Origin of the sequence: Nocardioides sp. (assembly GCF_030019515.1) — a bacterium.
Taxonomy (GTDB): domain Bacteria; phylum Actinomycetota; class Actinomycetes; order Propionibacteriales; family Nocardioidaceae; genus Nocardioides.
Window position 1 is genome coordinate 199374 of record NZ_JASEEQ010000005.1, and the last position, 23631, is coordinate 223004.

The 23631-nt window shown below is 73.4% G+C and carries 19 protein-coding genes; 9 read left to right on the forward strand and 10 right to left on the reverse strand.

What is annotated here, in order from left to right; all coding sequences use genetic code 11:
- Positions 1 to 35: 35 nt before the first annotated feature.
- Positions 36 to 1223 carry a site-specific DNA-methyltransferase gene (locus QMC84_RS09545; RefSeq protein WP_300374233.1) on the forward strand — a complete coding sequence of 396 codons (1188 nt, stop codon included), beginning with the start codon at positions 36 to 38 and terminating at the stop codon, positions 1221 to 1223.
- A 109-nt stretch (positions 1224 to 1332) separates the two neighbouring features.
- Here the strand turns inward: QMC84_RS09545 and QMC84_RS09550 are convergent, their stop codons facing one another.
- Both QMC84_RS09550 and QMC84_RS09555 read right to left on the reverse strand, forming a co-directional pair.
- Positions 1333 to 2751, reverse strand: a complete 1419-nt coding sequence (locus QMC84_RS09550) for a wax ester/triacylglycerol synthase family O-acyltransferase (RefSeq protein WP_300374235.1) — start codon at positions 2749 to 2751, stop codon at positions 1333 to 1335.
- Between the two features lie 81 nt (positions 2752 to 2832).
- Positions 2833 to 4200 carry a serine/threonine protein kinase gene (locus QMC84_RS09555; protein ID WP_300374237.1) on the reverse strand — a complete coding sequence of 456 codons (1368 nt, stop codon included), beginning with the start codon at positions 4198 to 4200 and terminating at the stop codon, positions 2833 to 2835.
- Between the two features lie 179 nt (positions 4201 to 4379).
- On the opposite strand from QMC84_RS09555, the gene QMC84_RS09560 reads away from it, so the two are divergent.
- Together QMC84_RS09560 and QMC84_RS09565 are read left to right on the forward strand one after the other, a co-directional pair.
- Positions 4380 to 5480 carry an FUSC family protein gene (locus QMC84_RS09560; protein WP_300374239.1) on the forward strand — a complete coding sequence of 367 codons (1101 nt, stop codon included), beginning with the start codon at positions 4380 to 4382 and terminating at the stop codon, positions 5478 to 5480.
- 8 nt (positions 5481 to 5488) lie between these two features.
- Positions 5489 to 6574: a DNA polymerase IV gene (locus tag QMC84_RS09565; protein WP_300374241.1), complete on the forward strand. Its 1086-nt coding sequence runs from the start codon at positions 5489 to 5491 to the stop codon at positions 6572 to 6574.
- A gap of 97 nt (positions 6575 to 6671) precedes the next feature.
- On the opposite strand, the gene QMC84_RS09570 is transcribed toward QMC84_RS09565, so the two are convergent.
- Both QMC84_RS09570 and QMC84_RS09575 read right to left on the reverse strand, forming a co-directional pair.
- A complete protein-coding gene (locus QMC84_RS09570; protein ID WP_300374243.1) occupies positions 6672 to 7802 on the reverse strand; it encodes a glutamate--cysteine ligase in 1131 nt (376 codons plus the stop codon).
- Positions 7803 to 7821: 19 nt separating this feature from the next.
- Positions 7822 to 8385, reverse strand: a complete 564-nt coding sequence (locus QMC84_RS09575; RefSeq protein WP_300374245.1) for a DUF402 domain-containing protein — start codon at positions 8383 to 8385, stop codon at positions 7822 to 7824.
- 38 nt (positions 8386 to 8423) lie between these two features.
- Between QMC84_RS09575 and QMC84_RS09580 the strand changes: the two genes are divergently transcribed.
- A complete protein-coding gene (locus QMC84_RS09580; protein ID WP_300374247.1) occupies positions 8424 to 9776 on the forward strand; it encodes a threonine/serine exporter family protein in 1353 nt (450 codons plus the stop codon).
- 5 nt (positions 9777 to 9781) lie between these two features.
- Here the strand turns inward: QMC84_RS09580 and QMC84_RS09585 are convergent, their stop codons facing one another.
- Positions 9782 to 10624 carry an SDR family NAD(P)-dependent oxidoreductase gene (locus tag QMC84_RS09585; protein WP_300374249.1) on the reverse strand — a complete coding sequence of 281 codons (843 nt, stop codon included), beginning with the start codon at positions 10622 to 10624 and terminating at the stop codon, positions 9782 to 9784.
- Entirely contained in the window at positions 10621 to 12183 is a 1563-nt protein-coding gene (locus QMC84_RS09590) for an NAD(P)/FAD-dependent oxidoreductase (protein ID WP_300374251.1), read from the reverse strand. The genes QMC84_RS09585 and QMC84_RS09590 overlap by 4 nt, the downstream gene beginning before the upstream one ends.
- Before the next feature lie 51 nt (positions 12184 to 12234).
- On the opposite strand from QMC84_RS09590, the gene QMC84_RS09595 reads away from it, so the two are divergent.
- From QMC84_RS09595 to QMC84_RS09610, 4 genes are all read left to right on the forward strand, one after another.
- Complete coding sequence (locus QMC84_RS09595; RefSeq protein ID WP_300374253.1) at positions 12235 to 12837, forward strand: TetR/AcrR family transcriptional regulator; 603 nt, start codon at positions 12235 to 12237, stop codon at positions 12835 to 12837.
- Between the two features lie 451 nt (positions 12838 to 13288).
- Positions 13289 to 17062, forward strand: a complete 3774-nt coding sequence (gene hrpA / locus QMC84_RS09600; RefSeq protein ID WP_300374255.1) for an ATP-dependent RNA helicase HrpA — start codon at positions 13289 to 13291, stop codon at positions 17060 to 17062.
- Entirely contained in the window at positions 17059 to 17655 is a 597-nt protein-coding gene (locus QMC84_RS09605) for a hypothetical protein (protein ID WP_300374257.1), read from the forward strand. The genes hrpA and QMC84_RS09605 overlap by 4 nt, the downstream gene beginning before the upstream one ends.
- A gap of 134 nt (positions 17656 to 17789) precedes the next feature.
- Complete coding sequence (locus QMC84_RS09610) at positions 17790 to 18260, forward strand: type II toxin-antitoxin system PemK/MazF family toxin (protein WP_300374259.1); 471 nt, start codon at positions 17790 to 17792, stop codon at positions 18258 to 18260.
- A 113-nt stretch (positions 18261 to 18373) separates the two neighbouring features.
- Here the strand turns inward: QMC84_RS09610 and QMC84_RS09615 are convergent, their stop codons facing one another.
- Positions 18374 to 19150: a hypothetical protein gene (locus QMC84_RS09615; RefSeq protein WP_300374261.1), complete on the reverse strand. Its 777-nt coding sequence runs from the start codon at positions 19148 to 19150 to the stop codon at positions 18374 to 18376.
- A gap of 140 nt (positions 19151 to 19290) precedes the next feature.
- On the opposite strand from QMC84_RS09615, the gene QMC84_RS09620 reads away from it, so the two are divergent.
- The gene (locus QMC84_RS09620; RefSeq protein ID WP_300374263.1) at positions 19291 to 20730 is read left to right on the forward strand and encodes an extracellular solute-binding protein; all 1440 of its coding nucleotides are present in this window, start codon (positions 19291 to 19293) and stop codon (positions 20728 to 20730) included.
- 86 nt (positions 20731 to 20816) lie between these two features.
- Here QMC84_RS09620 and QMC84_RS09625 read toward each other — a convergent pair whose 3' ends face one another.
- The 3 genes from QMC84_RS09625 to QMC84_RS09635 all read right to left on the reverse strand — a co-directional run bounded on the left by QMC84_RS09625 (position 20817) and on the right by QMC84_RS09635 (position 23621).
- On the reverse strand, positions 20817 to 21485 hold the full coding sequence (locus QMC84_RS09625; RefSeq protein WP_300374265.1) for a DUF6448 family protein: 669 nt from the start codon (positions 21483 to 21485) through the stop codon (positions 20817 to 20819).
- 197 nt (positions 21486 to 21682) lie between these two features.
- A complete protein-coding gene (locus QMC84_RS09630; RefSeq protein WP_300374267.1) occupies positions 21683 to 22990 on the reverse strand; it encodes a ribonuclease D in 1308 nt (435 codons plus the stop codon).
- A gap of 1 nt (position 22991) precedes the next feature.
- Complete coding sequence (locus QMC84_RS09635; RefSeq protein WP_300374268.1) at positions 22992 to 23621, reverse strand: DUF3000 domain-containing protein; 630 nt, start codon at positions 23619 to 23621, stop codon at positions 22992 to 22994.
- Positions 23622 to 23631 lie beyond the last annotated feature (10 nt).

The following is a 23631-nucleotide window of genomic DNA, read 5'->3' on the forward strand; positions in this document are numbered from 1 at the left end:
ATCTTCGAGGACGCGCGCGCCACTACTGTCGGGCCGTGGGCCAGCCGTGGAACCTCTTCGTCGAGGGCGACAACCTCGACGTGCTGCCCCGGGTGCCGGGGCTGGTCGGGCGGCCGGTCGACCTGGTCTACATCGACCCGCCGTACAACACCGGCAACGACTTCGCCTACCACGACGACTTCCGCGGTCACGCCGCGTGGGTGGCGATGATGCGGCCGCGGCTCGAGGCCGCGCGTGAGGTGCTCGCCGAGACCGGGGCGATCTTCGTCAGCATCGACGACCACGAGGCCGCCCACCTGCGGCTGCTGATGGACGAGGTGTACGGCGAGCAGAACTTCCTCGCCCAGGTCGTGGTGAACCTCAACCCCAAGGGCCGTCAGCTCGGCAGGGGCTCCGGCTTCGCCACCAGTCACGAGTACCTGTTGACCTATGCACGAGATGCCGCCAGCACCGCTCTCAATGCGTCGACGAGTGAGACTGTCGACCCTGCGGACTTCCCGTTGGAGAGCGCGGACGGCCACCGATACAGGCACCTGCCGCTGCGCAACACCAACAAGAAGTTCAACCCGGTCACCGCGCGCACCCTGCACTTCACGGTCTGGGGCGACCCGGAGACCGGTCGGGTCGCGACCGTGCCGTTCGAGGGCGCGCTCGAGATCGGGCCGGTGTTCGGCGACGGCACCCCGGCGGTGTGGCGGTGGAGCCGGCCGCTGATCGACCAGCGACCCGACGACCTGGTCTGCCGCCGCGTGAAGGGACGCCTGGGGGAGCGAGTCGACGTGTTCCAGAAGGACTGGCTGCACCCGATCGCCTCGGCGGGCACCCCCGGCGTGCGGCGCAAGAAGCTGCGCACGATCTGGCTGGCCGAGGAGGTCGGCTCCACCGACACCGCGGTCGCCGAGCTCAAGGACGTCCTCGGGCACGTCTTCGAGTCGCCCAAGCCGACCGGCCTGGTCCGCCGGATCCTCGGCACCATGCCCGACGACGCGCTCGTGCTCGACTTCTTCGCCGGAAGCGGTACCACCGGCCACGCCGTCGCGCTGCAGAACGCCGCCGACGGCGGCACCCGCCGCTGCGTCAGCATCAACTCCGCCGAGCCGACCCGCGCGGGCTCCAACGCGCGCAACGCGGGGCTGCACACGGTCGCCGACATCACCCGCGCCCGGCTGCGAGCCGTCGCCGAGAGCGTCGGCGGCGGGTTCGAGGAGCTCCGCCTCCCCTAGAGGGCTCTCCTGCTGCAGCCCGGGAGTGCCCCCGCACAGGTCATCCGGACGGTGTCACCGCTGGCTCCGTCCGCAGGACCTCCCGCGCTGAGCGAGCGCTCGACCGCCCCTAGACCCCGGCGGCCTTCTCCATCGCCCGGACCTCGTCGTCGAGGTGGGCGAGCAGCCGCTGCAGGTGGGGGACGGTCCGGCGGCAGCCGATCAGCCCGAAGCCCATGTTGCCGTCGTACGACGTGCAGGTGATGTTCAGCGCCATCCCGTTGATCGGGATCGAGAGCGGGTAGGTGCCGACCAGCTTCGCGCCGTTCCAGTAGTGGGTCGTGCGCGGGCCGGGCACGTTGCTGATGATCAGGTTGTACGGCGGGCGCACGATGCCCTGCATGCGGAGCATCGGCGCGACGATCGCCGGGGCCTGCCCGAGGGCGCTCATCACCAGGATCTGGGTGGGCGTCATGCTCGAGAGTGCGTCCTTGCCCTCCTTCATCGACCGGTGGATCGCGGTCAGCCGGTCGGCCGGGTCGACCAGGTCGGTGCCGAGCCGGCACATCACGGCGCCGACGGCGTTCCCGCCGTCGATCGAGGCGACGTTCGACTCCTTGGCCTTGAGCCCGACCGGCACCATCGCGACCAGGGGATCCTCGGGGAGCGCCTCGTGCTCGAGCAGGTAGGCGCGGACCGCGCCGCTGCACATGGCCAGCACCACGTCGTTGATCGTGGTGCCGGTGGCCTTGCCGATCGCGCGGAGCCGCTCGATCGGCCAGTCCTGGGCGGCGAACCGGCGGGACCCGGTGATCTTCTGGTTGAACAGGGTGCGCGGCGCGTGCAGGGAGATCGCGGAGGTCTCGTTGCGCACGCCCTTGCCGAGGGTGCGCACCAGGGCGCCCGGCATCCCGGCGGCCTCGGCGACGATGCCGAGGCCCTGGCTCAGCGCCTGCCGGACCACGTGGGTGGGCAGCTCGGCCAGGTTGGTGTCGGTCGTGCGGCTCTCGGCCGCGGCCCGGTTGGAGCGGGTGCGCGCGTCCCAGGGTGCGGGCATGTTGCGCTGGTCGGGGTCCGTGGTGAGCACGCCCTGCAGGAGCCGCATCGCCGAGATCCCGTCGACCAGGGCGTGATGGGTCTTGGTGTAGAGCGCGACCCGGCCGTCGCGCAGGCCCTCGATGACGTGCGCCTCCCACAGCGGCCGCTCCCAGGCCATCCGGGTGCTGTGCAGCCGGCCGGCCAGGTCCAGCAGCTCCCGGATCCGCCCGGGCTTGGGCAGCGCGCTGTGCCGCACGTGGTGCTCGATGTCGAACTGCTCGTCCTCGACCCAGACGAGCTGCCCGGCGGTCGCGATCGACCGGTGGGGTCGCTTGATGAACAGCGGCGCGACCTCGGAGACGTCGCGCATCGCCTCGTACATCACCCGCCCGTAGTCACGTCCGGCGCCCTCGGGCTTCTCGAAGAGCTGCAGGCCGCCGACGTGCATCGGCATGCTGCGGTTCTCGGCGAGCAGGAAGCCCGTAGCCGTCGGGTCGATCGGTGAGACCACGCGCGTCCCCCACTCGTTGTGTGCGCCGTTGTCGTGGCGTCCGACTATGTCCCGTCGCCGGGGCGGCCACAAGGGCCGGTCTCAGCGGTGCTTCTTCCCCGGGCCCTTGCCGTGCCCGTTGTCCGGCCCCTTGCCGGGTCCCTTGTCGGCCCCGTGGCCCTGCCCGGATCCGGGGTCGTGCTTCCCGGTGCCCGCGCCGGTCGCCGGCGGCTTCTCGTCGGGCTCGGGACGGGGTGTGGCGGTGGGCGAGGGAGGGGGGCTCGCGGCGACCGTCACCCAGAGCGTCACGGCGGGGCGGGTCACGGCGGGGGTGCCGTCGTACCGACCCGGGTCCGGGGACTGCTTGACCACCTGCCCCGGGACGTCGCCGCCGGCGTCCTCCAGCACGACCTCGAACCCGGCCCGGTCCAGGATCCGGACGGCTCGCTCGGCCTGCTTGCCGACGACGGCCGGGACATCGAGCTCGGAGGCGCCGGCCGGGGGCACGTCGCGGTGCTGCAGCGCGAGCAGCCCGAGGGTGCCCGCGAGCACGACGGCGGCCGCGGCGATCACCAGCAGGCGCTGCCGGTTCCACCGCTGCCGTGGCGCGGGCGACGGGGCGGGCACCGGCAGCGGCGGGAGCACCGGCCCGGTCCGGTCGACCGTCGCCGCCCGGTCGGCCACCTCGGCGGCCGAAGGCCGGTCCTCGGGCTCGCGGGCGAGCATCGAGGCGACCAGCCGGCGCAGCGGTGCCGGCACCGTCGCCGGCAGCGCCGGCGCGTCCTCGTGCAGGCGGGCGAGCACCGTCGCGGCCTGGGTGTCGCGGTGGAAGGGCGAGGCGGCGCTCAGGCTCTGGTGGGCGACCACGCCCAGGCCGAACACGTCCGAGGCGGGGGTGGCCCGCTCGCCGAGCACCTGCTCGGGGCTGAGGTAGTCGGCGCTGCCGATGATCAGCCCGGTCTCGGTGAGCGGCTCCATGGCGTCCGAGCGCGCGATGCCGAAGTCGAGGAGCACCGCCCGGCCGTCGGGGGCGATCAGGATGTTCGACGGCTTGAGGTCGCGGTGCACGATGCCGGCGGCGTGGGCCGCCTCGAGCGCCCGGGCGACGTCGCCGACGAGGGTGGCGACCACCTCGGCCGACAGCGGGCCCCGGTCGCGGAGGACCTCGGAGAGCGGGGTGCCCTCCACGAGCTCCATCACGACGTACGGCGCCGGCCCGGCCGCGCCGACCTCCTCGCCGTAGTCGAAGACCTGGACGACTCCCGGGTGGCGCAGCGTGCCGGCGAGCCGCGCCTCCGCGCGCAGCCGGGCCCGGGTGACGTCGTCCACGTCGCGGCCCCCGTGCAGCGTCTTGATCGCCACGGGCCGGTCCAGCCGGGTGTCGTGGGCCCGGTAGACGGTCCCCATCCCGCCTGAGCCGATCCGCCCGGTCAACCGGTACCGGCCGCCGAGGAGCTCCCCTGTGTCCACGGCGGGGCGGTACCCACGAGGCCGCCGCGCGAACCGTGTCCTGGGGTCCCCGGCCCGGTGAGCGTGCACAGCGTGGCCGGTGACTGCTGTCTGCACAGGTCCTCGCCCTCGCCCGGCCGGCGGTCGGTCCCGGTGCTGGCGTCGGTCAGGCGTCGGGCGCGCGTGGCAGGATCGCGCCCATGGAGCCGGGGCCGCTGGACCGGATGTGGGACCGGAGCCGGACCTCGGCCCGGGCCCGGGTCCGGCGCCTGCAGTCCAAGTCCTGGCAGATCGCACAGTGTGCGCTCGCCGCCGCGGTCGCCTGGCTGGTCGCGGCCGACGTCCTGGGCCACCCGACGCCGTTCTTCGCGCCGGTGGCGGCCGTGGTCGCGCTCGGCACCTCGTACGGCCAGCGGCTGCGACGGGTCGCCGAGGTCACCGTCGGGGTGGCCGTCGGCGTCTTCCTCGCCGACCTGCTGGTGGCCGGGCTCGGCTCGGGCTGGTGGCAGATCGGCCTGATCGTGGCGCTCGCGATGGCGGCGGCGTTCCTCCTCGACGGCGGCCCGCTGTTCGTGATCCAGGCGGCGGTGCAGTCGATCGTGGTCGCGTCGTTGGTGCCCGACCCGGGGGCGGCGTTCACCCGGTGGACGGACGCGGTCGTGGGTGGCGCGGTCGCGCTGGTCGCGGCCACCGCGGTGCCGGCCGCGCCACTGCGCCGGCCGCGCGAGCAGGCGGCGATCGTGATGCGCAAGATCGCGGCCCTGCTCCGGGCCGCGGGCGAGGTGATGGACGACGGGGAGGCGGGGCGGGCGCTGGACCTGCTCGCGGACGCTCGCTCGACCGACTACCTGATCCGCGAGCTCAAGGATGCCGCCGACGAGGGCCTGTCCGTGGTGGAGTCCTCGCCGTTCCGGGTCCGCCACAAGGGCGACCTGCGCAAGATGGTCGACCTGGTCGACCCGCTCGACCGGGCGCTGCGCAGCACCCGCGTGCTGGTGCGCCACACCGCGGTCGCGGCGTACCGCAGGCGGCCGGTGCCGTCGTCCTACTCGCTGCTCGCGCTCGACCTCGCCGACGCGGCCGACCAGGTCGCCGACGAGCTCGCCGCGAACCGGATGGCGGCCGCGGCCCGAGACGCCCTGCTCGTCGTCGGTGAGGCCACCGGACGAGTGGAGCGCACCGGGTCGCTCACCGCCGAGGCGATCCTGGCCCAGCTGCGAGCAGTGGTCGCCGACCTGCTGATGGTCACCGGCCTGGACCAGATGGCGTCGACCGACGCCCTGCCACCGCCACCGCGATGAGCGAGCCGATGAGCGGGCCGAGCGCGCCCGGCTGGGTGCTGCACGTCGACCTCGACCAGTTCATCGCCGCGGTCGAGGTGCTCCGGCGGCCCGAGCTCGCCGGCTTGCCGGTGGTCGTCGGCGGACGCGGCGACCCGACCGAGCGTGGGGTGGTCGCGACCGCGTCGTACGAGGCGCGCGCCTTCGGCGTCGGGTCGGGCATGCCGCTGCGGGTCGCCGCCCGCAAGTGCCCGGACGCGGTCTTCCTGCCGGTCGACAAGGAGGCCTACGACGCCGCGTCGGCGCAGGTGATGGCGACGCTGCGCGGCCTGGAGTGGGGCGGCGTGCCGGTCGTCCTCGAGGTGCTCGGCTGGGACGAGGCCTTCCTCGCGGCGGGCGCGGGGCACGGCGAGCTCGGCGACCCGCGGGAGTTCGCGCAGCACCTGCGCGCCGAGGTGCTCGCCGAGACCAGGTTGCACTGCTCGGTCGGCATCGGCGACAACAAGCTGCGCGCCAAGATCGCCACCGACTTCGGCAAGCCGCGCGGCGTGTGGCAGCTGACGGAGGAGGACTGGTTCCCGGTCATGGGGGAGCGGCCGACGACCGCACTGTGGGGTATCGGCGGCCGCACCGCGAGGAAGCTCGCCGCGCTCGGCATCGACACCGTCGAGCAGCTGGCCCGCTCCGACGCCCGGGTGCTCGCCGCCGAGCTCGGGCCGACGATGGGCCCGTGGTTCCACCGGCTGGGCCGCGGGGTCGACACCAGCCCGGTCGACGCGACGCCATGGGTGCCGCGGGCGCACGGGCGCGAGGAGACCTACCAGGAGGACCTCGAGGACTGGGCAGCGGTCACCGCGGAGGTCCGGTTGCTGACGCGCCGCGTGCTCGTCGACATCGACCGCGACGGCCGCCCGGCCGCGCGGGTGGGCATCAAGGTCCGCTACCGGCCGTTCACCACGGTCAGCCGCAGCCTCACGCTGCCTGAGCCGAGCGACGACCCGGACGTCCTGGAGGAGGCCGCGGTCTCCCTCCTCGACCGCGTGGAACGGGACCGCCCGGTCCGCCTGCTCGGCGTGCGCCTCGAGATGGTCGACCCGCCCGAGACTGCCGGTTGACCGGCCCGAAGGTCGGCTCCCGTCACCGGGAGGTCATCCGGACGGTGCGACCGCTTGCTCCGTCCGCATCACCTCCAGAAGCGACCGCCGGCGAGCCTCACCCCAGGCCGGCGCGCAGCTCGGCGACGACCGAGTCGACGACGGCGACCAGGTCGCCGCCGGTGCGCTCGGCGACGGCGCGCTGGCGCTGGTACGACGCGCCGCGCTCCGGGATCCGGGCCACCTGCGCGAGCTCCTCGCTGCAGCCGAGCCGGTCGGCGACCGGCGCGAGCCGCTCCAGCAGGTCGGCCAGGTCGTCGGTGACCAGCCGCTCGTTGGAGTCGGCGTCGGTGATCACGATCGCGTCGAGGCCGTAGCGGGCCGCACGCCACTTGTTCTCCTGGACATGCCAGGGCGGCATCGTCGGCAGCGTCTCGCCCGCCGCGGCCCGGGTGTCGAGGTCGACGACCAGGCAGTGCATGAGCGCGACCAGCGACGAGAGGTCGTCGAGGTCGGGGACGCCGTCGCAGATCCGGTTCTCGAGGGTGCCGATGCGTGGCGCCGGCCGGACATCCCAGCGCACCTCGGAGAGCTCCTCGATCACGCCGGTGACCAGCTCGTCGCTCACGAACGCCTCGAACTCCGACCACCGCTCGAACTGGAACGGCAGGCCGGCGGTGGGCAGCTGCTGGAACATCAGCGCCCGGTTGGAGGCGTAGCCGGTGTCGATGCCGGACCAGATCGGAGACGAGGCGGAGAGCGCCTGCAGGTGCGGGTGGTAGTTGAGCAGCGACGACAGCACCGGCATCACCCGCTCGCGGTCGGGCATGCCGACGTGCACGTGCACGCCCCAGATCAGCATCTGCCGGCCCCACCACTGGGTCCGGCTGATCAGCTCCTCGTAGCGGTGCCCCTCGGACAGCTGCTGCACGGTCCACGACGCGAACGGGTGGGTGCCGCCGCCGTACAGGTCGACGTCGAGATCGTCGCCCGCCGGGATCACCACCTCGAGGGTCCGGCGCAGGTCGGTCATCGCCTCACCGACGGTGCGGCAGACCCCGCTGACGATCTCGACGGTGTTGCGGAGCAGCTCCTTGTGCAGCTTGTCGGGGTCGGGGAGCCGGGGCTTGGCCCGCGCGAACAGGTGCGTTGCGTCGTTGCGCAGGTCGCGGGTGCGCCGGTCGACGAGCGCGAGCTCCCACTCGACGCCGAGCGTGGGCTCGGGCGACGCGTGGAAGTCGATCCGCATCGCCCCAGCGTTCCACAGCTCAGCGCCGGGGCAGAGTGCCCAGCCGGGTGAGCCACGCCTCAGCCGTCCCGTCGTAGGGCGCCGCCGCGGCCTCGATCGCGGCCCGCACCCGATCGCACGAGGACAGCGCCGCACGGGCCAGCTCGTCGGGGTAGCCGAGGCGCACCCGGTGGTCGGCGAACTCGTCCTCGTCGTCGACCCAGACCCGGCCGCTGTTGCCGCGCACCACGTCCAGGTCGAGGTCGACCGCCCGGAGCACCGGCCCGTCCCACACCGGCGGGGTCGTCACGTCGACGTACACCCGGACCGGGCCGCCCACGGCGTGGAACGTCGCCAGCCACCCGCGTGCGGCGTCCGGACCGGGCGCCGGCGCCAGGCCGACCTGGTCGGTGGGGGCGACGTACGTCGCTCCCGGGCGCGCCATCGTGGTGCCCGCCAGGATCCCGAGCCAGTCACCGTGCTCGTCGCGGCCGAGGTAGTCCGCCTCGAACTCCCAGTGCGGCCCGTCGCGCCACTTGGTCATGACGACGCGCACGCGTTCGCCGGGGACGGGCGGCAGGTCCGGGTGGGCGGCCGGGGTCACGTGGCCTGTCTACCAGTCGGGCTGCCACGATGGCGCTCATGCCCGAGGCTCGCGAGCTGAACCTGACCCTGGACTTCTGTCTGCGGGTCGGCGAGCTGCTCCTCTCCTCGGGAGCCGGCGCCGCCGACGTCACCGCCACGATGAAGTCGCTGGCCTGGCACCTGGGCGTGCGACAGCCGGAGATCGACATCACGTTCACCTCGCTGTCGATGAGCTACCAGCGCGACCCGGAGGAGCCGGCCGCGGTGCTGCTGCGTCACGTCAAGCAGCGCGACATCGACTACGAGGACCTGACCCTGGTCGACCATCTGGTGCGCGACGTGCTCCGCGGCGAGGTCGACCTCAAGGAGGCCCGCAGCCGGCTGGCCCGGATCGTCTCGTCGGGCCACCTGACCCCGCGCTGGGCGGTCACGCTCGGGTGGGGGGCGATGTGCGCGGGCGTGGGCCTGCAACTGGGCGGTGGCCCGGTGATCGTGGCGGTGGCGTTCCTGGCCGCGGCGTGCATCGACCGGCTCCAGCTGGTGATGGCCCGGCGACGGCTGCCGTTCTTCTACCAGCAGGTCGCCGGCGGGGGAGTCGCGACGATCATCGCCGTACTGGCCGCGGTCGCCGTGCCCGGCGACCTCGACCCCTCGGTCGCGGTCACGGCCAACATCATCATGCTGCTGGCCGGCATCGGCTTCATGGGCGCGCTCCACGACGCGCTGTCCGGCTTCTACGTCACCGCCGGGGCCCGGCTGACCGAGGCGCTGCTCGCGACCGCCGGCATCATCGCCGGCGTGAGCGGCGGCCTGACGCTCGCCGACGTCCTCGGCGTCGACGTCGGTCGACTCGATCCCGGCGCGGCGGCCGACCTCAAGACGATCTCGTTGATGGCGCTCGGCGCCGCGATCTGCGGGTCGTCGTTCGCGTTCGCGTCGTACGCACCGCGCCGGTCCCTGCTGCCGATCGGCGCGGTGGCGGCCGTGGCCATCGTGATCGCGGGGTCGGGCGCCCTGGGCGGCATCGGCAGGACCTGGCCGACCGCGCTCGCGGCGTTCTTCGTGGGCCTGGTCAGCTACACGGTGGCCGGCCGGCTCCGGGTGCCGCCACTGGTGGTCGTCGTCCCGGCGATCGTCCCGATGCTGCCCGGCCTGTCGATCTACCGCGGCCTCAGCCTGCTCACGGAGGGCGACACGCAGACCTCCGACGGGCTGCTGGCGATCATCACCGCGGCGTCCGTGGCGATCGCGCTGGCCTCCGGCGTGATCCTCGGCGAGTACGTCGCCCAGCCGCTCAAGCGCGAGGCGCACCGCCTGGAGAACCGGCTGGCCGGTCCGCGCCTGGTCGGGCCGCTGCGCACCCGCACGTCCCGCCGTTCCCGCCGCCGGACCGACGACGCGGGGGCCTAGCCGCGTCAGACGACGGTCGTCTGGTCGGACAGCACCCGGGACGCGGCCTTCGCCAGGATGTCCTGGTAGCGCGACCCGGTCAGCTTGGCGAGGTGGTGCACGGCGTGCGCGTCGAGCCCGACCAGCACCCGGGCGCGGTTGTGCAGGATGCCGCGCACGATGATCTCCGCGGCCCGCTCCGGGGTCATCCTCGCGAGCTTCTCGTCGAACAGCTTCGCCGTCCGCTCCTTGTCCTCGCGGGCGGAGACGCGGGCGTTGCGGGCGATCGCGGTCTTGATGCCGCCCGGGTGCACGACGGTGACGCCGACCGGGTGGCCCGCGATCAGCATCTCCTCGCGCACCGCCTCGGACATCCCGCGCACGGCGTACTTCGAGGCGTTGTACATGCTCTGACCCGGCATCGAGACCAGCCCGAAGAGCGAGGAGATGTTGACCAGGTGGCCGTCGCCGGACGCGATCAGGTGCGGCAGCAGCTCCTTGGTGCCGTGCACGACGCCCCAGAGGTTCACCCCGATGATCCAGTCCATGTCGGGGTACTCGAGGTCCTCGAAGTTGCCGGCGAGCGCCACCCCCGCGTTGTTGATCGCGACGTTGACGCGACCGAAGTGGTCCACGACCCCGGCGGCGTACGACGCGAACGCGTCCCGGTCCGCCACGTCGAGGTGGTCCGGGCGCACCTCGCGGACCCCGGCCGCCTGGACCTGGTCCACGGTCGCCGCCAGGCCGGCGTCGTCGACGTCGCTGAGGGCGAGCCGCGCGCCGCGGGCGGCCAGGTTGAGCGCCAGCGCCCGGCCGATGCCGGACCCGGCGCCGGTGACCACGCAGACCTTGTCGTCGAGCGTCCTCATGCGTGGGCTTCCTCTCCCTGGGGGATGGTGGTGGGTGCGGCGGGGCGCAGCCGGTAGGCGTCGGTGTCGAAGCGGGCCAGCTGGCGGCGCAGGGTCACGGTCGACTTGGGCCACAGGGTGGTGTTGCGGCCCTGCTCGTCGAGGTACCAGCTCGAGCACCCGCCGGTGCTCCACACGGTGCGTCGCATCCGCCGCTGGAGGTCGTCGTTCCACGCGTCGTGGGCGTCCTGGCGCGGCTCGACCGCGGCGTACCCGCCGCGCCGGATCGCGCGGACGGCGCCGCGCAGGTAGTCCACCTGCGACTCGATGACGAACACCATGCTCGAGTGGCCCAGGCCGGTGTTGGGACCGACCAGCATGAAGAAGTTCGGGAAGCCGGGCACCGTGGTGCCCTTGTAGGCCGCCATGCCGGACGTGCGCCACACGTCGGCCAGGGTGCGGCCCTCGCGGCCGGTCACGTGCTCGGTGATCGGCAGCTCGGTGGTGTAGAAGCCGGTCGCCACCACCAGCACGTCGACCGGCCGCTCGACCCCGTCGGAGGTGACCACCGCGTTGCCGGTCACCTTCGCGATCGGATCGGTCACCAGCTCGACGTTGTCGGCGGCCAGGGCGGGGTAGTAGGTGTTGGAGATCAGGATCCGCTTGCAGCCGATCTCGTAGTGCGGCGTGACCTTCGCGCGCAGCTCCGGGTCGGCGATGCCGCGCTCGATGTTGGCCAGGGCCGCCCGCTTGGCGGGCGCCGCGATCTTGGGCTGGATGGTGAAGGCGGGGACGTAGGTCTCCCGGGCCCAGTAGACGGCCGTCCGGTAGAGCCGCTGCAGACCCGGGACGTGCCGCAGCGCCGCCCGCTCCCAGGCGGGGTAGCGGCGGTCGTGGCGCGGGATCACCCACGGCGCGGTGCGCTGGTAGACGTCGAGGTGGCCGCCGGTGGCCGCCAACGCCCGCTGCAGCTCGGGCACGATCTGGATCGCCGAGGCGCCGGTGCCGATGACCGCGACCCGCTTGCCGGCCAGGTCGGCGTCGTGGTCCCAGCGGGCGGAGTGGAAGAGCTCGCCCTGGAACGTCTCGATCCCGTCGATCTCAGGCAGCCTGGGCTCCGACAGGCCGCCGGCCCCGACGACCAGGGTGGTCGAGGTGACCGTGCGCTCGCCGTCCGGGCCGACCAGGCGGCTGTGCCAGCGCTGCGTGGCCTCGTCCCAGGTCGCGTGCTCCAGCCGGGTGTCGAAGACGAACCGGTCCAGGGTCCCCGACTCCCGGGCGACCCGGCGCAGGTAGGCCCAGATCTCCGGCTGCGGGGAGAACGACATGGTCCAGTCGGGGTTCGGAGCGAACGAGAACGAGTAGAGCTGGCTCGGGACGTCGCAGGCCGCGCCGGGGTAGGTGTTGTCCCGCCAGGTGCCGCCCACGTCGCCGGCCTTCTCGACCACCAGGAAGTCGGTCTCGCCGTCCTGCTGCAGCCGGATCGCGGTGCACAGCCCGGCGAAGCCGGCGCCGACGACGAGGTGCTCGACGTGCTGCCCGACGTGCTGTTCGGGGGCGGACGTGCGGGGTGCGCTCATGGTGGCCGACCGTACTGGCGTTATTGAAAATGTGTCAATAGAGTGGGGTCCGTGACGACGCCCATCACCCGCACCCGGCTCACGCCCGAGCAGCGGCGCTCCCAGCTGCTCGATCTCGGGGTCCGCCTGCTCGCCACCCGCTCCCTCGACGAGCTCTCGATCGACCTGCTCGCCGAGGAGGCCGGCATCTCGCGGGGCCTGCTCTACCACTACTTCGGGAACAAGCATGCCTTCCACGAGGCCGTCGTGCGACGGGCGGCCGACGACCTGATCGAGCAGACCGCGCCGCCCTCCGACGACGAGCCGATGGTGCGGCTGGTCAGCTCGCTCGCGGCGTACGTCGACTACGTCGTCGCCAACCACGAGGGCTACCTCTCACTGGTGAAGGCGGCGGCCGGCGGCAACGAGACGCTGCGCGAGATCTACGAGGAGGCGCGCTCGGCGCTCAACGGGCGGATCTTCCGCGAGGACGCCCAGGGCGAGATCATCCCGGACACCCCCGTGACCCGGCTCGTCGTCCGCGGCTGGTCGGCCATGATCGAGGAGCTGGTCCTGTCCTGGATCGCCGACCCCGGCGGACTGTCCCGCGAGCAGCTCCTCGAGATCCTCGCCGCCTCCCTGCCCGCCATCGTGGAGACCGTCCCGGAGCAGTAGTCCCCCGACGATCGCCATGGGCGCGCGCCGGCCCGGAGGCGTCAGGGACCACCACGGTGAGGGGGGAGGGACGGCGAGCAGCAGGGGCCAGCGCGCGGCGTTACGCCGGCGCCCCGGTCCGCGCCACCGCACCTTCGGGCAGGTCGGCCGGCGTAGAGCCCGGCGATCGGCGTCACGTCCTCACGTTCTATCCCGTCGACTCGGCGCATCTTGCCCGCGTGTGGGGCGCGAGTCGGCGCATCTTGCCCGGGTGGAGGGCGCGAGTCGGCGCATCTTGCCCGGGTGGAGGGGGCGAGTCGGCGCATCTTGCCCGCGTGGAGGGCGCGAGTCGGCGCATCTTGCCCGCGTTGTCCACAGGTCCCGGACAAGACGCGCCGACTCGACGGGCGTGGGTGGGCAAGACGCGCCGACTCGGCATTCGGGTGGACGCGGTTGGCAGAATGGAGCGGTCATGTCCGAGAAGCTCCAGATCACCTACCCCCCGGAGCTGCCGGTCACCCAGCGCCGTGAGGACATCGCCGCGGCCATCCGCGACCACCAGGTCGTGATCGTGGCGGGGGAGACCGGCTCGGGCAAGACGACCCAGCTGCCGAAGATCTGCCTCGAGCTGGGCCGCGGCTCCAAGGGGCTGATCGGGCACACCCAGCCCCGCCGGATCGCGGCGCGGTCGGTGGCGGAGCGGATCGCGAGCGAGCTGGGGACCGAGCTCGGCGACCTGGTCGGCTACCAGGTCCGGTTCACCGACCGGACCTCGAGGAGGAGCCGGGTCAAGCTGATGACCGACGGCATCCTGCTCGCGGAGCTGCAGCGCGACCGGCAGCTGCGCAGGTACGACACGATCATCATCGACGAGGCCCACGAGCGCAGTCTCAACATCGACTTCCTGCTCGGCTACCTCAAGCGGCTGCTGCCGAAGCGGCCGGACCTCAAGTTGATCATCACCTCGGCGACCATCGACGTGGAGCGGTTCGCCAAGCACTTCGACGCCCCCGTCGTCGAGGTCTCCGGCCGCACCTACCCCGTCGAGATCCGGTACCGGCCGCTGATGGCGTTCGACGAGGAGGACGACGAGGGGGAGGTCGTCGTCCGCGACCAGACCGAGGCCATCGTCGAGGCGATCAAGGAGCTCTCCGCCGAGGGGCCCGGCGACGTCCTGGTCTTCCTGCCCGGCGAGCGCGAGATCCGCGACACCGCCGACGCCCTCGCCGACCTGCCGCGCACCGAGATCCTCCCGCTCTACTCCCGGCTGTCTGCGGCCGACCAGCACCGGGTCTTCTCCTCCCACGGCAACGCCGTACGCCGCGTGGTGCTGGCCACCAACGTCGCGGAGACCTCACTGACCGTGCCCGGCATCCGGTACGTCGTGGACACCGGCGTCGCGCGGATCAGTCGCTACTCGGTGCGGACCAAGGTCCAGCGGCTGCCGATCGAGCCGATCAGCCAGGCCTCGGCCAACCAGCGCTCCGGGCGCTGCGGCCGCGTCGAGGCGGGCATCGCGATCCGGCTCTACTCGGAGGAGGACTTCGAGGGCCGGCCCGAGTTCACCGACCCCGAGATCCTGCGCACCAACCTGGCCAGCGTCATCCTCCAGATGACCAGCCTCGGCCTGGGCGACATGGCGCGCTTCCCTTTCGTCGAGCCGCCCGACCGGCGCAATGTGCAGGCCGGCGTGCAACTGCTCGAGGAGCTCGGCGCCCTCGCCGGCCAGGACGACCGGCTGACCCGGATCGGCAAGCGCCTCGCGCGGCTGCCGATCGACCCCCGTCTGGCCCGGATGATCCTCGAGGCCGAGCGGCTCGGCTGCGTCCGCGAGGTCGTGGTGATCGCGGCCGCCCTCTCCCTGCAGGACCCGCGCGAGCGTCCCGGCGCGGACCACCCCAAGGAGCAGGCGCAGGCCGACCAGCTGCACGCCCGGTTCAAGGCCGAGGGCAGCGACTTCCTCACCTGGCTCAACCTGTGGCGCTACCTCAAGGAGCAGCAGAAGGAGCTCTCCTCTTCGGCGTTCCGGCGGATGTGTCGACGCGAGTTCCTCAACTACCTGCGCGTCCGGGAGTGGCAGGACTTCGAGTCCCAGCTGCGCCAGGTCTGCAAGGAGATGGACATCAAGGTCGGCCAGCCGGCCGACAACCCTGACCAGGACGGCATCCACCAGGCGCTGCTCTCCGGCCTGCTGTCCCACATCGGGCTCCTCGAGGAGCGGGTGTCGACGGGCTCGACCACCGAACGACGCCGCGGGCCGCGGGAGTACCTCGGCGCCCGCGGCGCGCGGTTCGCGGTCTTCCCGGGCAGCGTGCTGCACCGGAAGAACCCGCAGTTCCTGATGGCCGGCGAGCTGGTCGAGACGAGCCGGCTCTGGGCGCGGCAGAACGCCGCGATCAAGCCCGAGTGGGCCGAGCGCCTCGGCGAGCACCTGGTCAAGCGCAGCTACTCCGAGCCGCACTGGAGCAAGAAGCGGGCCTCGGTGATGGCCTTCGAGCGGGTCACGCTGTACGGCGTCCCACTGGTCGCGGACCGCCCCGTGGCGTACGGGAAGGTCGACGCCGCGCTGTCCCGCGAGCTGTTCATCCGGCACGCACTGGTCTACGGCGAGTGGTCGAGCCGGCACCGGTTCCTCGAGACCAACCGGCGGCTGCTCGAGGAGGCCGAGGAGCTCGAGCACCGGGCCCGGCGCCGCGACATCGTCGTCGACGAGCACACGCTGTTCGACTTCTACGACGCCCGCGTCGGCGCCGAGGTGGTCAGCGGTGCCCACTTCGACCAGTGGTGGAAGCGGGAGCGGCAGCGCAACGGCCAACTGCTGACCTTCGACCCGGCGATGCTGACCCACGACACGGTCGAGCAGATCAGTGCCGCCGACTACCCCGAGCAGTGGCAGTCTGCCGGGTCCGGTGGTGAGGGGCTGACGTTCCCGATCAGCTACCACTTCGAGCCCGGCACGCCCGACGACGGGCTGACGATCGACGTCCCCGTCGCCACCCTCAACCGGGTCGAGGCCGACGACTTCTCCTGGAACGTGCCCGGACTGCGGGAGGAGCTGGTCACCAGCCTGATCCGCAGCCTGCCGAAGAACCTGCGCGTCCACCTCGTCCCGGCCCCCAACACCGCCCGGGAGTTCCTGACCACGGTGCCGCCCGGCGAGGAGCCCCTCCTGGAGGCGCTCGAGCGCTGGTGCCGCGCCCGGACCGGACTCCTGGTGCCCCGCGACGCGTGGGACTGGGCCAAGGTGCCGGAGCACCTGCGACCGACGTACCGCGTCGTCGACGACGAGGGCCGCGAGCAGGCCCGCGGCAAGGACCTCGAGGCGCTCAAGGCGCCGTTGCGGCCGAGGTTCGCCCAGGCGATCGCCGAGGTCGCCAGCGAGAGCGGGCTGGCGCGCACCGGCGAGACCAGCTGGGCGTTCGGCACGGTCCCGGCCACCCACACCGACCGGCGCGCCGGCCACGAGGTGCAGGTGCACCCGGCGCTGGTCGACGAGGGCACGACGGTCGGCCTGCAGGTCTTCGGGTCGGTGGAGGAGCAGGAGGCACGGCACCGCCTCGGCGTGCGCCGGTTGCTGCTCGTCGAGCTGGACTCCCCGGTGAAGCGGGTTCTCGACGGGCTCACCAACGCCGAGAAGCTCGGGCTCGCGGGCTCGCCGTACCCCAGCGTCGCCGAGCTCCTCGAGGACTGCCGGGCGGCGGTCGTCGGTGCCCTGGTCGACGCCCGGCCCGTGGTGCGCGACGAGGCGGCGTACGCCGCGCTGCGGGCGGAGGCGGCCCGCGACCAGGAGGCCCACCTGCGGGCCGTGATGGGCGACGTGATCCGGGTCCTGGACGCCTGGCGCCGGGCGGAGAAGGCGCTCAGCGGCCGCGCGGACATGGTGGCGCTGCCCGCGCTCACCGACATGCGCGCCCAGCTGGGGCGACTGGTGCACCGCGGGTTCGTCGGCGAGGCCGGCGCGGCCCAGCTGCGCCGCTACCCGGTCTACCTCACCGCGCTCGAGCAGCGCCGCGAGCGGCTGCCCGGGCAGGTCAACCGCGACCGGCAGCTGATGGACCAGGTCGCCGACCTCCAGGCCGCCTACCTGCACCAGGTCGAGGCGCTGCCGCCCGGTCGGCCGCCCGGCGCGCGACTGCGGCAGGTCCGCTGGATGCTCGAGGAGTACCGCGTCTCGCTGTGGGCCCAGCAGCTCGGGACGCCGTACCCGGTCAGCGACCAGCGCATCCGACGTAGCCTGCAACCGTGAACGAGCGCGCGCACCACCGTCCGATGACCCCGGGCGGTGACTTCTTCGAGGCGCTCGTCGGTGGTGCCGACCCGGCCGTGGTGAGCGAGGCGGCGGAGCGCGCGGCGACCCTCCTCGTGCGCGGCGCCCGGGAGTCCGACGACGCGGCGGTCGCCGACCGGTTGCTGCACCTCGCCGACACCGAGGGCATCGAGACGATCGCCGAGGTGTGGTCGGGTGCCCCCGCGGACTCGCTCGCCGGCTGCCTGTGGCGCCTCTACCTGCTGCGCTCCTGGGTGTACGCCGACCCGCTGGAGGTCGCCCGCGAGTTCGAGGCCGGGCGCCGCAGCGCGCAGGTGGCCCGGGTGGTCGCCGGCGTCGCGGAGCCGCCCGGACCCGAGCAGCTCAAGACCATGGTCGACCAGGTGCTGAGCGGCATCGCGGGCAGCGACTTCGCCGACGTGCTGCTGCGGGCGGCGGCGTTCGCCCGGGTCGTGGCGACCGGCCGCGCGACGCTGAGCGACCCGACCGGGGCCGAGGTGCAGCGGATGCTGGTGCTCTCCGAGCAACTCGAGTCGGCGGGTCACGCCGAGTTGGAACACGAGCTGGCATGAGGCCGTTACACTCACCGAGTACGCCGGGCCGTGGCAGCCCCGGGTCCCAAAATCAGCCGCTACGAGCGGCCACGCGCCGTGAGGCGCTCCCGGTCCGGCGTACTCCTACTTCCTGCACCTTCTAGTCTCCTCGCATGAGATCGCTGCGGCGGCTGCTGGCCCGGGCCCGACCGAGAGCCAGGACATCGGCCCGGAGATCGGCCCGGGCCGCCGCGCCGGCGTCGACCGTGTCGTACGCGCCCCGGGCCGACGGTCGGCCCGACCCCGGCGAGGTCGTCTGGGGTTGGGTGCCCTACGAGGACGACCCGCGACAGGGCAAGGACCGGCCGGTGCTCCTGATCGGCCGGCGTGCGGGCACCCTGCTCGGGCTGATGCTGACCAGCAAGGACCACGACCGCGACGCCGCGGACGAGGCACGCTGGGGCCGGCACTGGATGGACGTCGGCGCCGGCGGGTGGGACCGCGAGCGGCGTCCCAGCGAGGTCCGCCTGGACCGGCTGATCGAGCTCGCGCCGGACGCCGTACGACGAGAGGGCGCCGCCCTCGACCGGGCCACGTTCGATCGCGTGGTCGCCGAGGCGCGTCGGTTCCACGCACTGGGCTGAGTGGTCTCGGGTCTCGACCCGCCGTCGCAGCCTCGTCCCTCGGCCGCGGGCCTTGCTCGACCTCCCCGAGCCCCCGCAGCGAGCTCGTCCCTCGCTCGCTCCTGCTCGGTGACCTAGAACGTGCGGGCCACCCGGCGCAGCGCCATCCGGGCGGGGTCCCAGGAGTCGGGGTAGCTCTCGCTGCGGGCCGTGACCTCGACCACGGTGAGGTAGCTGCCGGTGCGCAGGATGCCCAGTCCGGCGGCCCGCCTCCGTGCGGCGGTGCGGTAGGACTCGGCGGTCCCGGTGTGCACCGTCACGGGCTCCATCGGCCCGACGTCGGCGCGGTCCACCCGCTCCGCGCAGTCATCGCGCCACGCGACCAGCACCTGGTGGGCGCGCCACGCCGAGCGGGCGTCCGCGAACCGGGCGACCACCTGCGTCGCGCTGACCCGGTCGGCGGCGGTGTACGTGCGGCGTACCGTCTCGACGGCGCCGATGGTGCCCAGCAGGGTCTTCTGGCAGGTCCCGACGGCCGGGTCGCGATCGGGGTCCTCGGGGCCGGTGGCGTCGACCGCCCAGGCCCGCTCGCCGACCGTGGGCAGCCGGTCGGCGTCCAGCAGGTGCTCGGCGGTGGTGGCTCGCGCCCGCGGCTCCAGGGCACCGACCTTGCGGCCGTGCGGCTTGCGGGTCGGTGGCGTCGTGGCGCTCGGTCCGGGTGCCGGCGGCTCGGTCGTCGGCGGCACCGCGGGCGTGGACCGAGCGCTCGGGGTCACGACCGGCTCCGCCGCACCCGGCCCGTCCGCACCCCGCCCGTCCCCACCGGAACCACAGCTCGCGAGCAGCAGCGAGGCCGTCACGCCCCCGACGACCAGTGCCGCCATCTGGGAGGTGGTCCGGACCCGAGGCACGCCTGCCATTGTAGGGATCCGGGACCGCCGATCCGGGTTGCGACATGCGGCCCCGGCGACCGGTCGACACCACTCGCTAGGGTTGTCCGCGCCGGGCGCGACCCGGACGAGATCAGCGAGTGCGCGCGAGGAGGATGCCGGTGAGGGCGAGTCGGGGGCGTCGCGCGTTGCTGGGCGCCGTGGCTGCGGTCGGCCTCGCGCTGTCCGCGGTGGGCTGCACCGACGGCGGGGCGACGCCCGGGCCGGCGCCGTCGACCACCCCGGCCCAGCCGGAGGTGTCCCAGCTGACGTTCGGGGTCTACGGCGCGCCGGCCGAGATCGCGGCGTACCGCGCCAGCGTCGATGTCTGGAACGCCGCCGCCAAGGGCGAGGGCGAGGACCGGCCCGAGGTCAAGCTGCGGTCCTGGCCCGACCACGCGGCGATGCGTGCCGATATCGACGCGGGTGCCCCGGTGCCCGACGTGTTCCTGGCCTCCCGCTCGGACCTGAGCTGGTTGCTCGAGAACCGCCACAACCAGCCGGTCGACGAGCTGCTCGACGAGCGCGGCGTCGAGTTCGGCGACGACTACTCGCGCGACTCCATCCAGGCGTTCAGCGCGCGCGACCGGTTGCAGTGCATGCCCTACTCCGTCTCGCCGATGGTCATCTACTACAACCGCGACCTGGTGAACTTCAACCGGATGCGCAAGCGCGGCCTGGACGCCCCCGACCAGGACTCCACCAGCTGGTCCTTCGAGCAGTTCGCCGCGGCCGCCGACTTCTCCTCCCGCCCCCGGCGCGACACCAAGGGCGTGCACATCGCCGCGACGCTGGCCGGGCTGGCGCCGTTCATCGGGTCGGGCGGTGGCTCGGTCTACGACGACAGCACCGACCCGACCTCGCTGTCCTTCTCCAGCGACGGGACCCGATCGGCGCTCGAGCGCACCCTCGAGCTGCTCCGCAACCCGCAGGTCACCCTGGACGACGACCAGCTCGCCGAAGCCAGCCCGCTGACCTGGTTCGAGCGCGGCCGCCTCGGCATGATCGCCGGCTACCGCTCGCTGGTGCCCCTGCTGCGCCAGGTCGAGGACCTCGACTTCGACGTGATGCCGATGCCGGTGCTCGACAGCTCCTCGACGGTCGGCGACGTCACCGGCCTCTGCCTGTCCCGCACCTCCGAGAGCCTGCCGCTGGCGGCCGACTTCCTGGTCCACGAGATCTCGGCGGACGCGGTCAGCCGGGTGGCCCGCACCGGCTACCTCGCCCCCGCCAACCTCGAGGTGGCGCTCTCCGATACCTTCCTCCAGCCCGGCCGCGAGCCGAGACACGCGTCGTTCTTCAACTCCACGGTCCGCTCGATCACGCTGCCGCCGCTCATCGACACCCTCGGCAAGCTCGAGGCCGCGGTGCAGCCGAGCCTCGACCAGCTCGTCTACGGCATCGGCGTGCTCGACCTGGAGGGTCTCACCGAGCAGATCGACGAGGAGTCGCAAGCCATCCTCAGCCCGCCCGAGCCCAGCCCCTCCGACGAACCGTCCGACGGGTCCTCCGGCGACGGGGAGTCGCCCGCAGCCCCCGCGAGCGGGTCCTCCGCGGAGTGACGCGGGACGGCCGCGGACGACGACGTCCGCGACCGCCCCTCACTGATCGGCCGTCACTGATCGGCCCTGACTGACGGCAGCGGCCGTCAGTGGCCCTCGCCGCCGGCCGGTGCGTCGTGGCCGAGCTCGGCGTTCGTCGCCGTCTCGATCTCCAGGACGTACTTCTCGAACATCAGCTCGGCCTCCGCGCGCTCGCGTGCCGTCTCGACGCTCGGGTTCGCCCGCTCGGCCTCGCGGGCCTCCAGGACGCTCTCGAACCGCTCGGTGAGCTCGACGCGCAGGTCGCGCTTGAGGACCGTGAGCACTTGGTCCCTGGTGCCCTCCTCCAGGGACGCCTCCGCGGCGGCCAGCGCGGGGCTGATCTCGACGTCGTCCTTGAGGCCGGTGTACGACGCGCCCTCGCCGACGCGGTGCAACCGGACGGCGGTCTCGACGAAGTACTGATCGGCGAGCTTCTGGACCTCCGGGCCGCTGTCGCGGATGGCGACGGTCTGGTTGAACGCCGCGGTGAGCTCCTGCTCCTGGTCCGCCTTCACGTACGGCAGGACCAGGTCGACGTTGCCCTCCGCCAGGGCGTCTCGGGCCGCGGTCGCGACCGGGCCCTGGGCCGAGTCGCAGTGGGCCGAGGCCGGCGCGGCCGAGCCGAGCATCAGCGGGACCGCGAGCGCCGTCGCGGCCAGCAGGGCCACGACGGCCCGGCCGATGCGGGACTTGAGGACGGCGCGGGCGAGGAACTTCTTGCTTGCAGCAACCATGGGGTCACTCCTTCTCGTTGGGGTGGCCCGAGTGTCGAAGCAGCCCGCCCACCCCCAACATGACCTGGGTCAAGTAACCGCGGACCACGGGGGATCACCTCAGGATCGGCTCAGGATTCCCTCAGGATCGAGCCGGCCCGGACCCGATCGCCACACCCGATCACCACACCCGATCGCTGGGCCCGATCGCCGCCCGGTCAGCTCCCGGTCGGGGGCTCCTGCTCCGCGACGAGGATCGCGTCGACCAGGATCGGACCGGTCAGCTCGACCTGCCATTCGCGGGCCCCGAGGGCGCGCAGCTGGTCGGCGACGGCGGGAGCGAGCGTCGCGGCGTCGCGCGAGCGTGGCGGCGTCCACAGGGTCCGGCGCAGGTAGTCGGGCGTGAGCAGGTTCTCGACCGGGAGGTGGTGCTGCTCGGCGAGGGCGGCCATCGCGTCGCGGGCCAGGGCCAGGCGACGGGCAGCGACCGGGTCCTTCTCGGCCCAGGCGCGGGGGAGCGGGGGGCCGTCGCCACGTGGTGATCGGGCCGGCAGCTCGGACTCGGGCAGCTCGGCAGCCTCGCGGAGCGCGGCGACCCACCGGTTGGCGTAGCGCTCGGCGCCACGGCCGTGGAACCCCTTGGTGGCCAGCAGCGTGGCCCGGTCGGTCGGCATCGCCTGTGCGGCCGCGACGATGGCGGAGTCGGGCAGGACCCGTCCGGGGGTGACGTCGCGGTGCTCCGCTATCTCGTCGCGGGTCTCCCACAGCGCTCGGACCGCGGCCAGTGCGCGTCGCCCGCGGACCCGGTGCAGGCCCGAGGTGCGGCGCCACGCGTCGACCCGCTCGGCCTGGACGAAGCTGCGTAGGGCGTCGAACTCCTGCCGCGCCCACTCGGCCTTCCCGGTGGCCTCGAGCTCAGCGGCCAGCACGGCGCGCAGCTCCGCCAGCACCTCGACGTCCAGGGCGGCGTACTCCAACCAGGGCTCCGGCAGCGGCCGCGTCGACCAGTCGACCGCCGAGTGCTCCTTGGCGAGGCGGGACCCGAGCAGCGTCTCGACCAGGGTCGCCAGGCCGACCCGGGGGTAGCCCAGCAGCCGGCCGGCGAGCTCGGTGTCGAACAGCCGGGAGGGCAGCAGGCCGACCTCGGCCAGGCAGGGCAGGTCCTGGGTGGCGGCGTGCAGGATCCACTCGGTGCCCTCGAGCGCGTCCTGGAGCTGGGGCAGGATCACGAACGGGATCGGGTCGACGAGGAACGTGCCCGCCCCCTCGCGGCGCAGCTGGATCAGATAGGCGCGCGAGGAGTAGCGGTAGCCGGAGGCGCGCTCGGCGTCGACCGCGACCGGGCCGGAGCCTGCCGCGATCCGCTCGCACACCGCCGCCAGGCCGGCCTCGGTGTCCACGACGCGGGGGAGGGTCTCGCGCAGGGCCAGCAGCGGCCGCTCGGGCTCGGGCGCGGCCTCGGGCGCTGGTTCCGGGGCGGCGTCGGGGCTGGCGTCGGGGCTGGCGTCGGTGGGGTCAGAGGCCATGTCAGCGTCCCGAGCCCCGCTGCCCGCGGCGGCTCGGCATCACGGTCACCCCCTCGGGCACCGGCGGCAGTCCGGCCGCGGTGCACAGCAGCTCGCCCCAGGCCTCCACGTGCGGCGCCAGGTCGAGCGGCGCCAGGTCGTCGGGGACGAGAGGGGTCCACGAGGCCCGGATCTCGATCTGGGCCGTGCCGCCCTCCTCGGCCATTCCGCCGAAGCTCTCGGTCGCGACCCGGGTGACCGTGCCGGAGGCCGCGGCGTACGACGCGCCGTGCGCCTCCAGCGCCTCGGTCAGCCAGGACCAGCCCACCGCGGCGAGCATCGGGTCGGTGATCAGCTCGAGGTCGATCTCGGCGCGGGCGTAGGCGACGCACCGGAAGGTGCCCTCCCAGGCGTCGTTGCCGGCGGGGTCGTGGAGCAGGATGATCCGGCCGGTGCCGATGTCGGTGTCGTCGACGGTGACGTCGGCGCTCAGGGCCGAGGCGTACGGCGCGATCCGCTGCGGGGCCGGCATCTCCTCGCAGAAGATCTCGGGGCGCAGCCGCGCGGCGTGCATGGTCGCCACCGCGTCCCGGAACTCCGGGGGTGCCGCACCCGCACCCGTGCTCGGGTGCGTCTCCTGACCGACGACCATGAGTTCACAG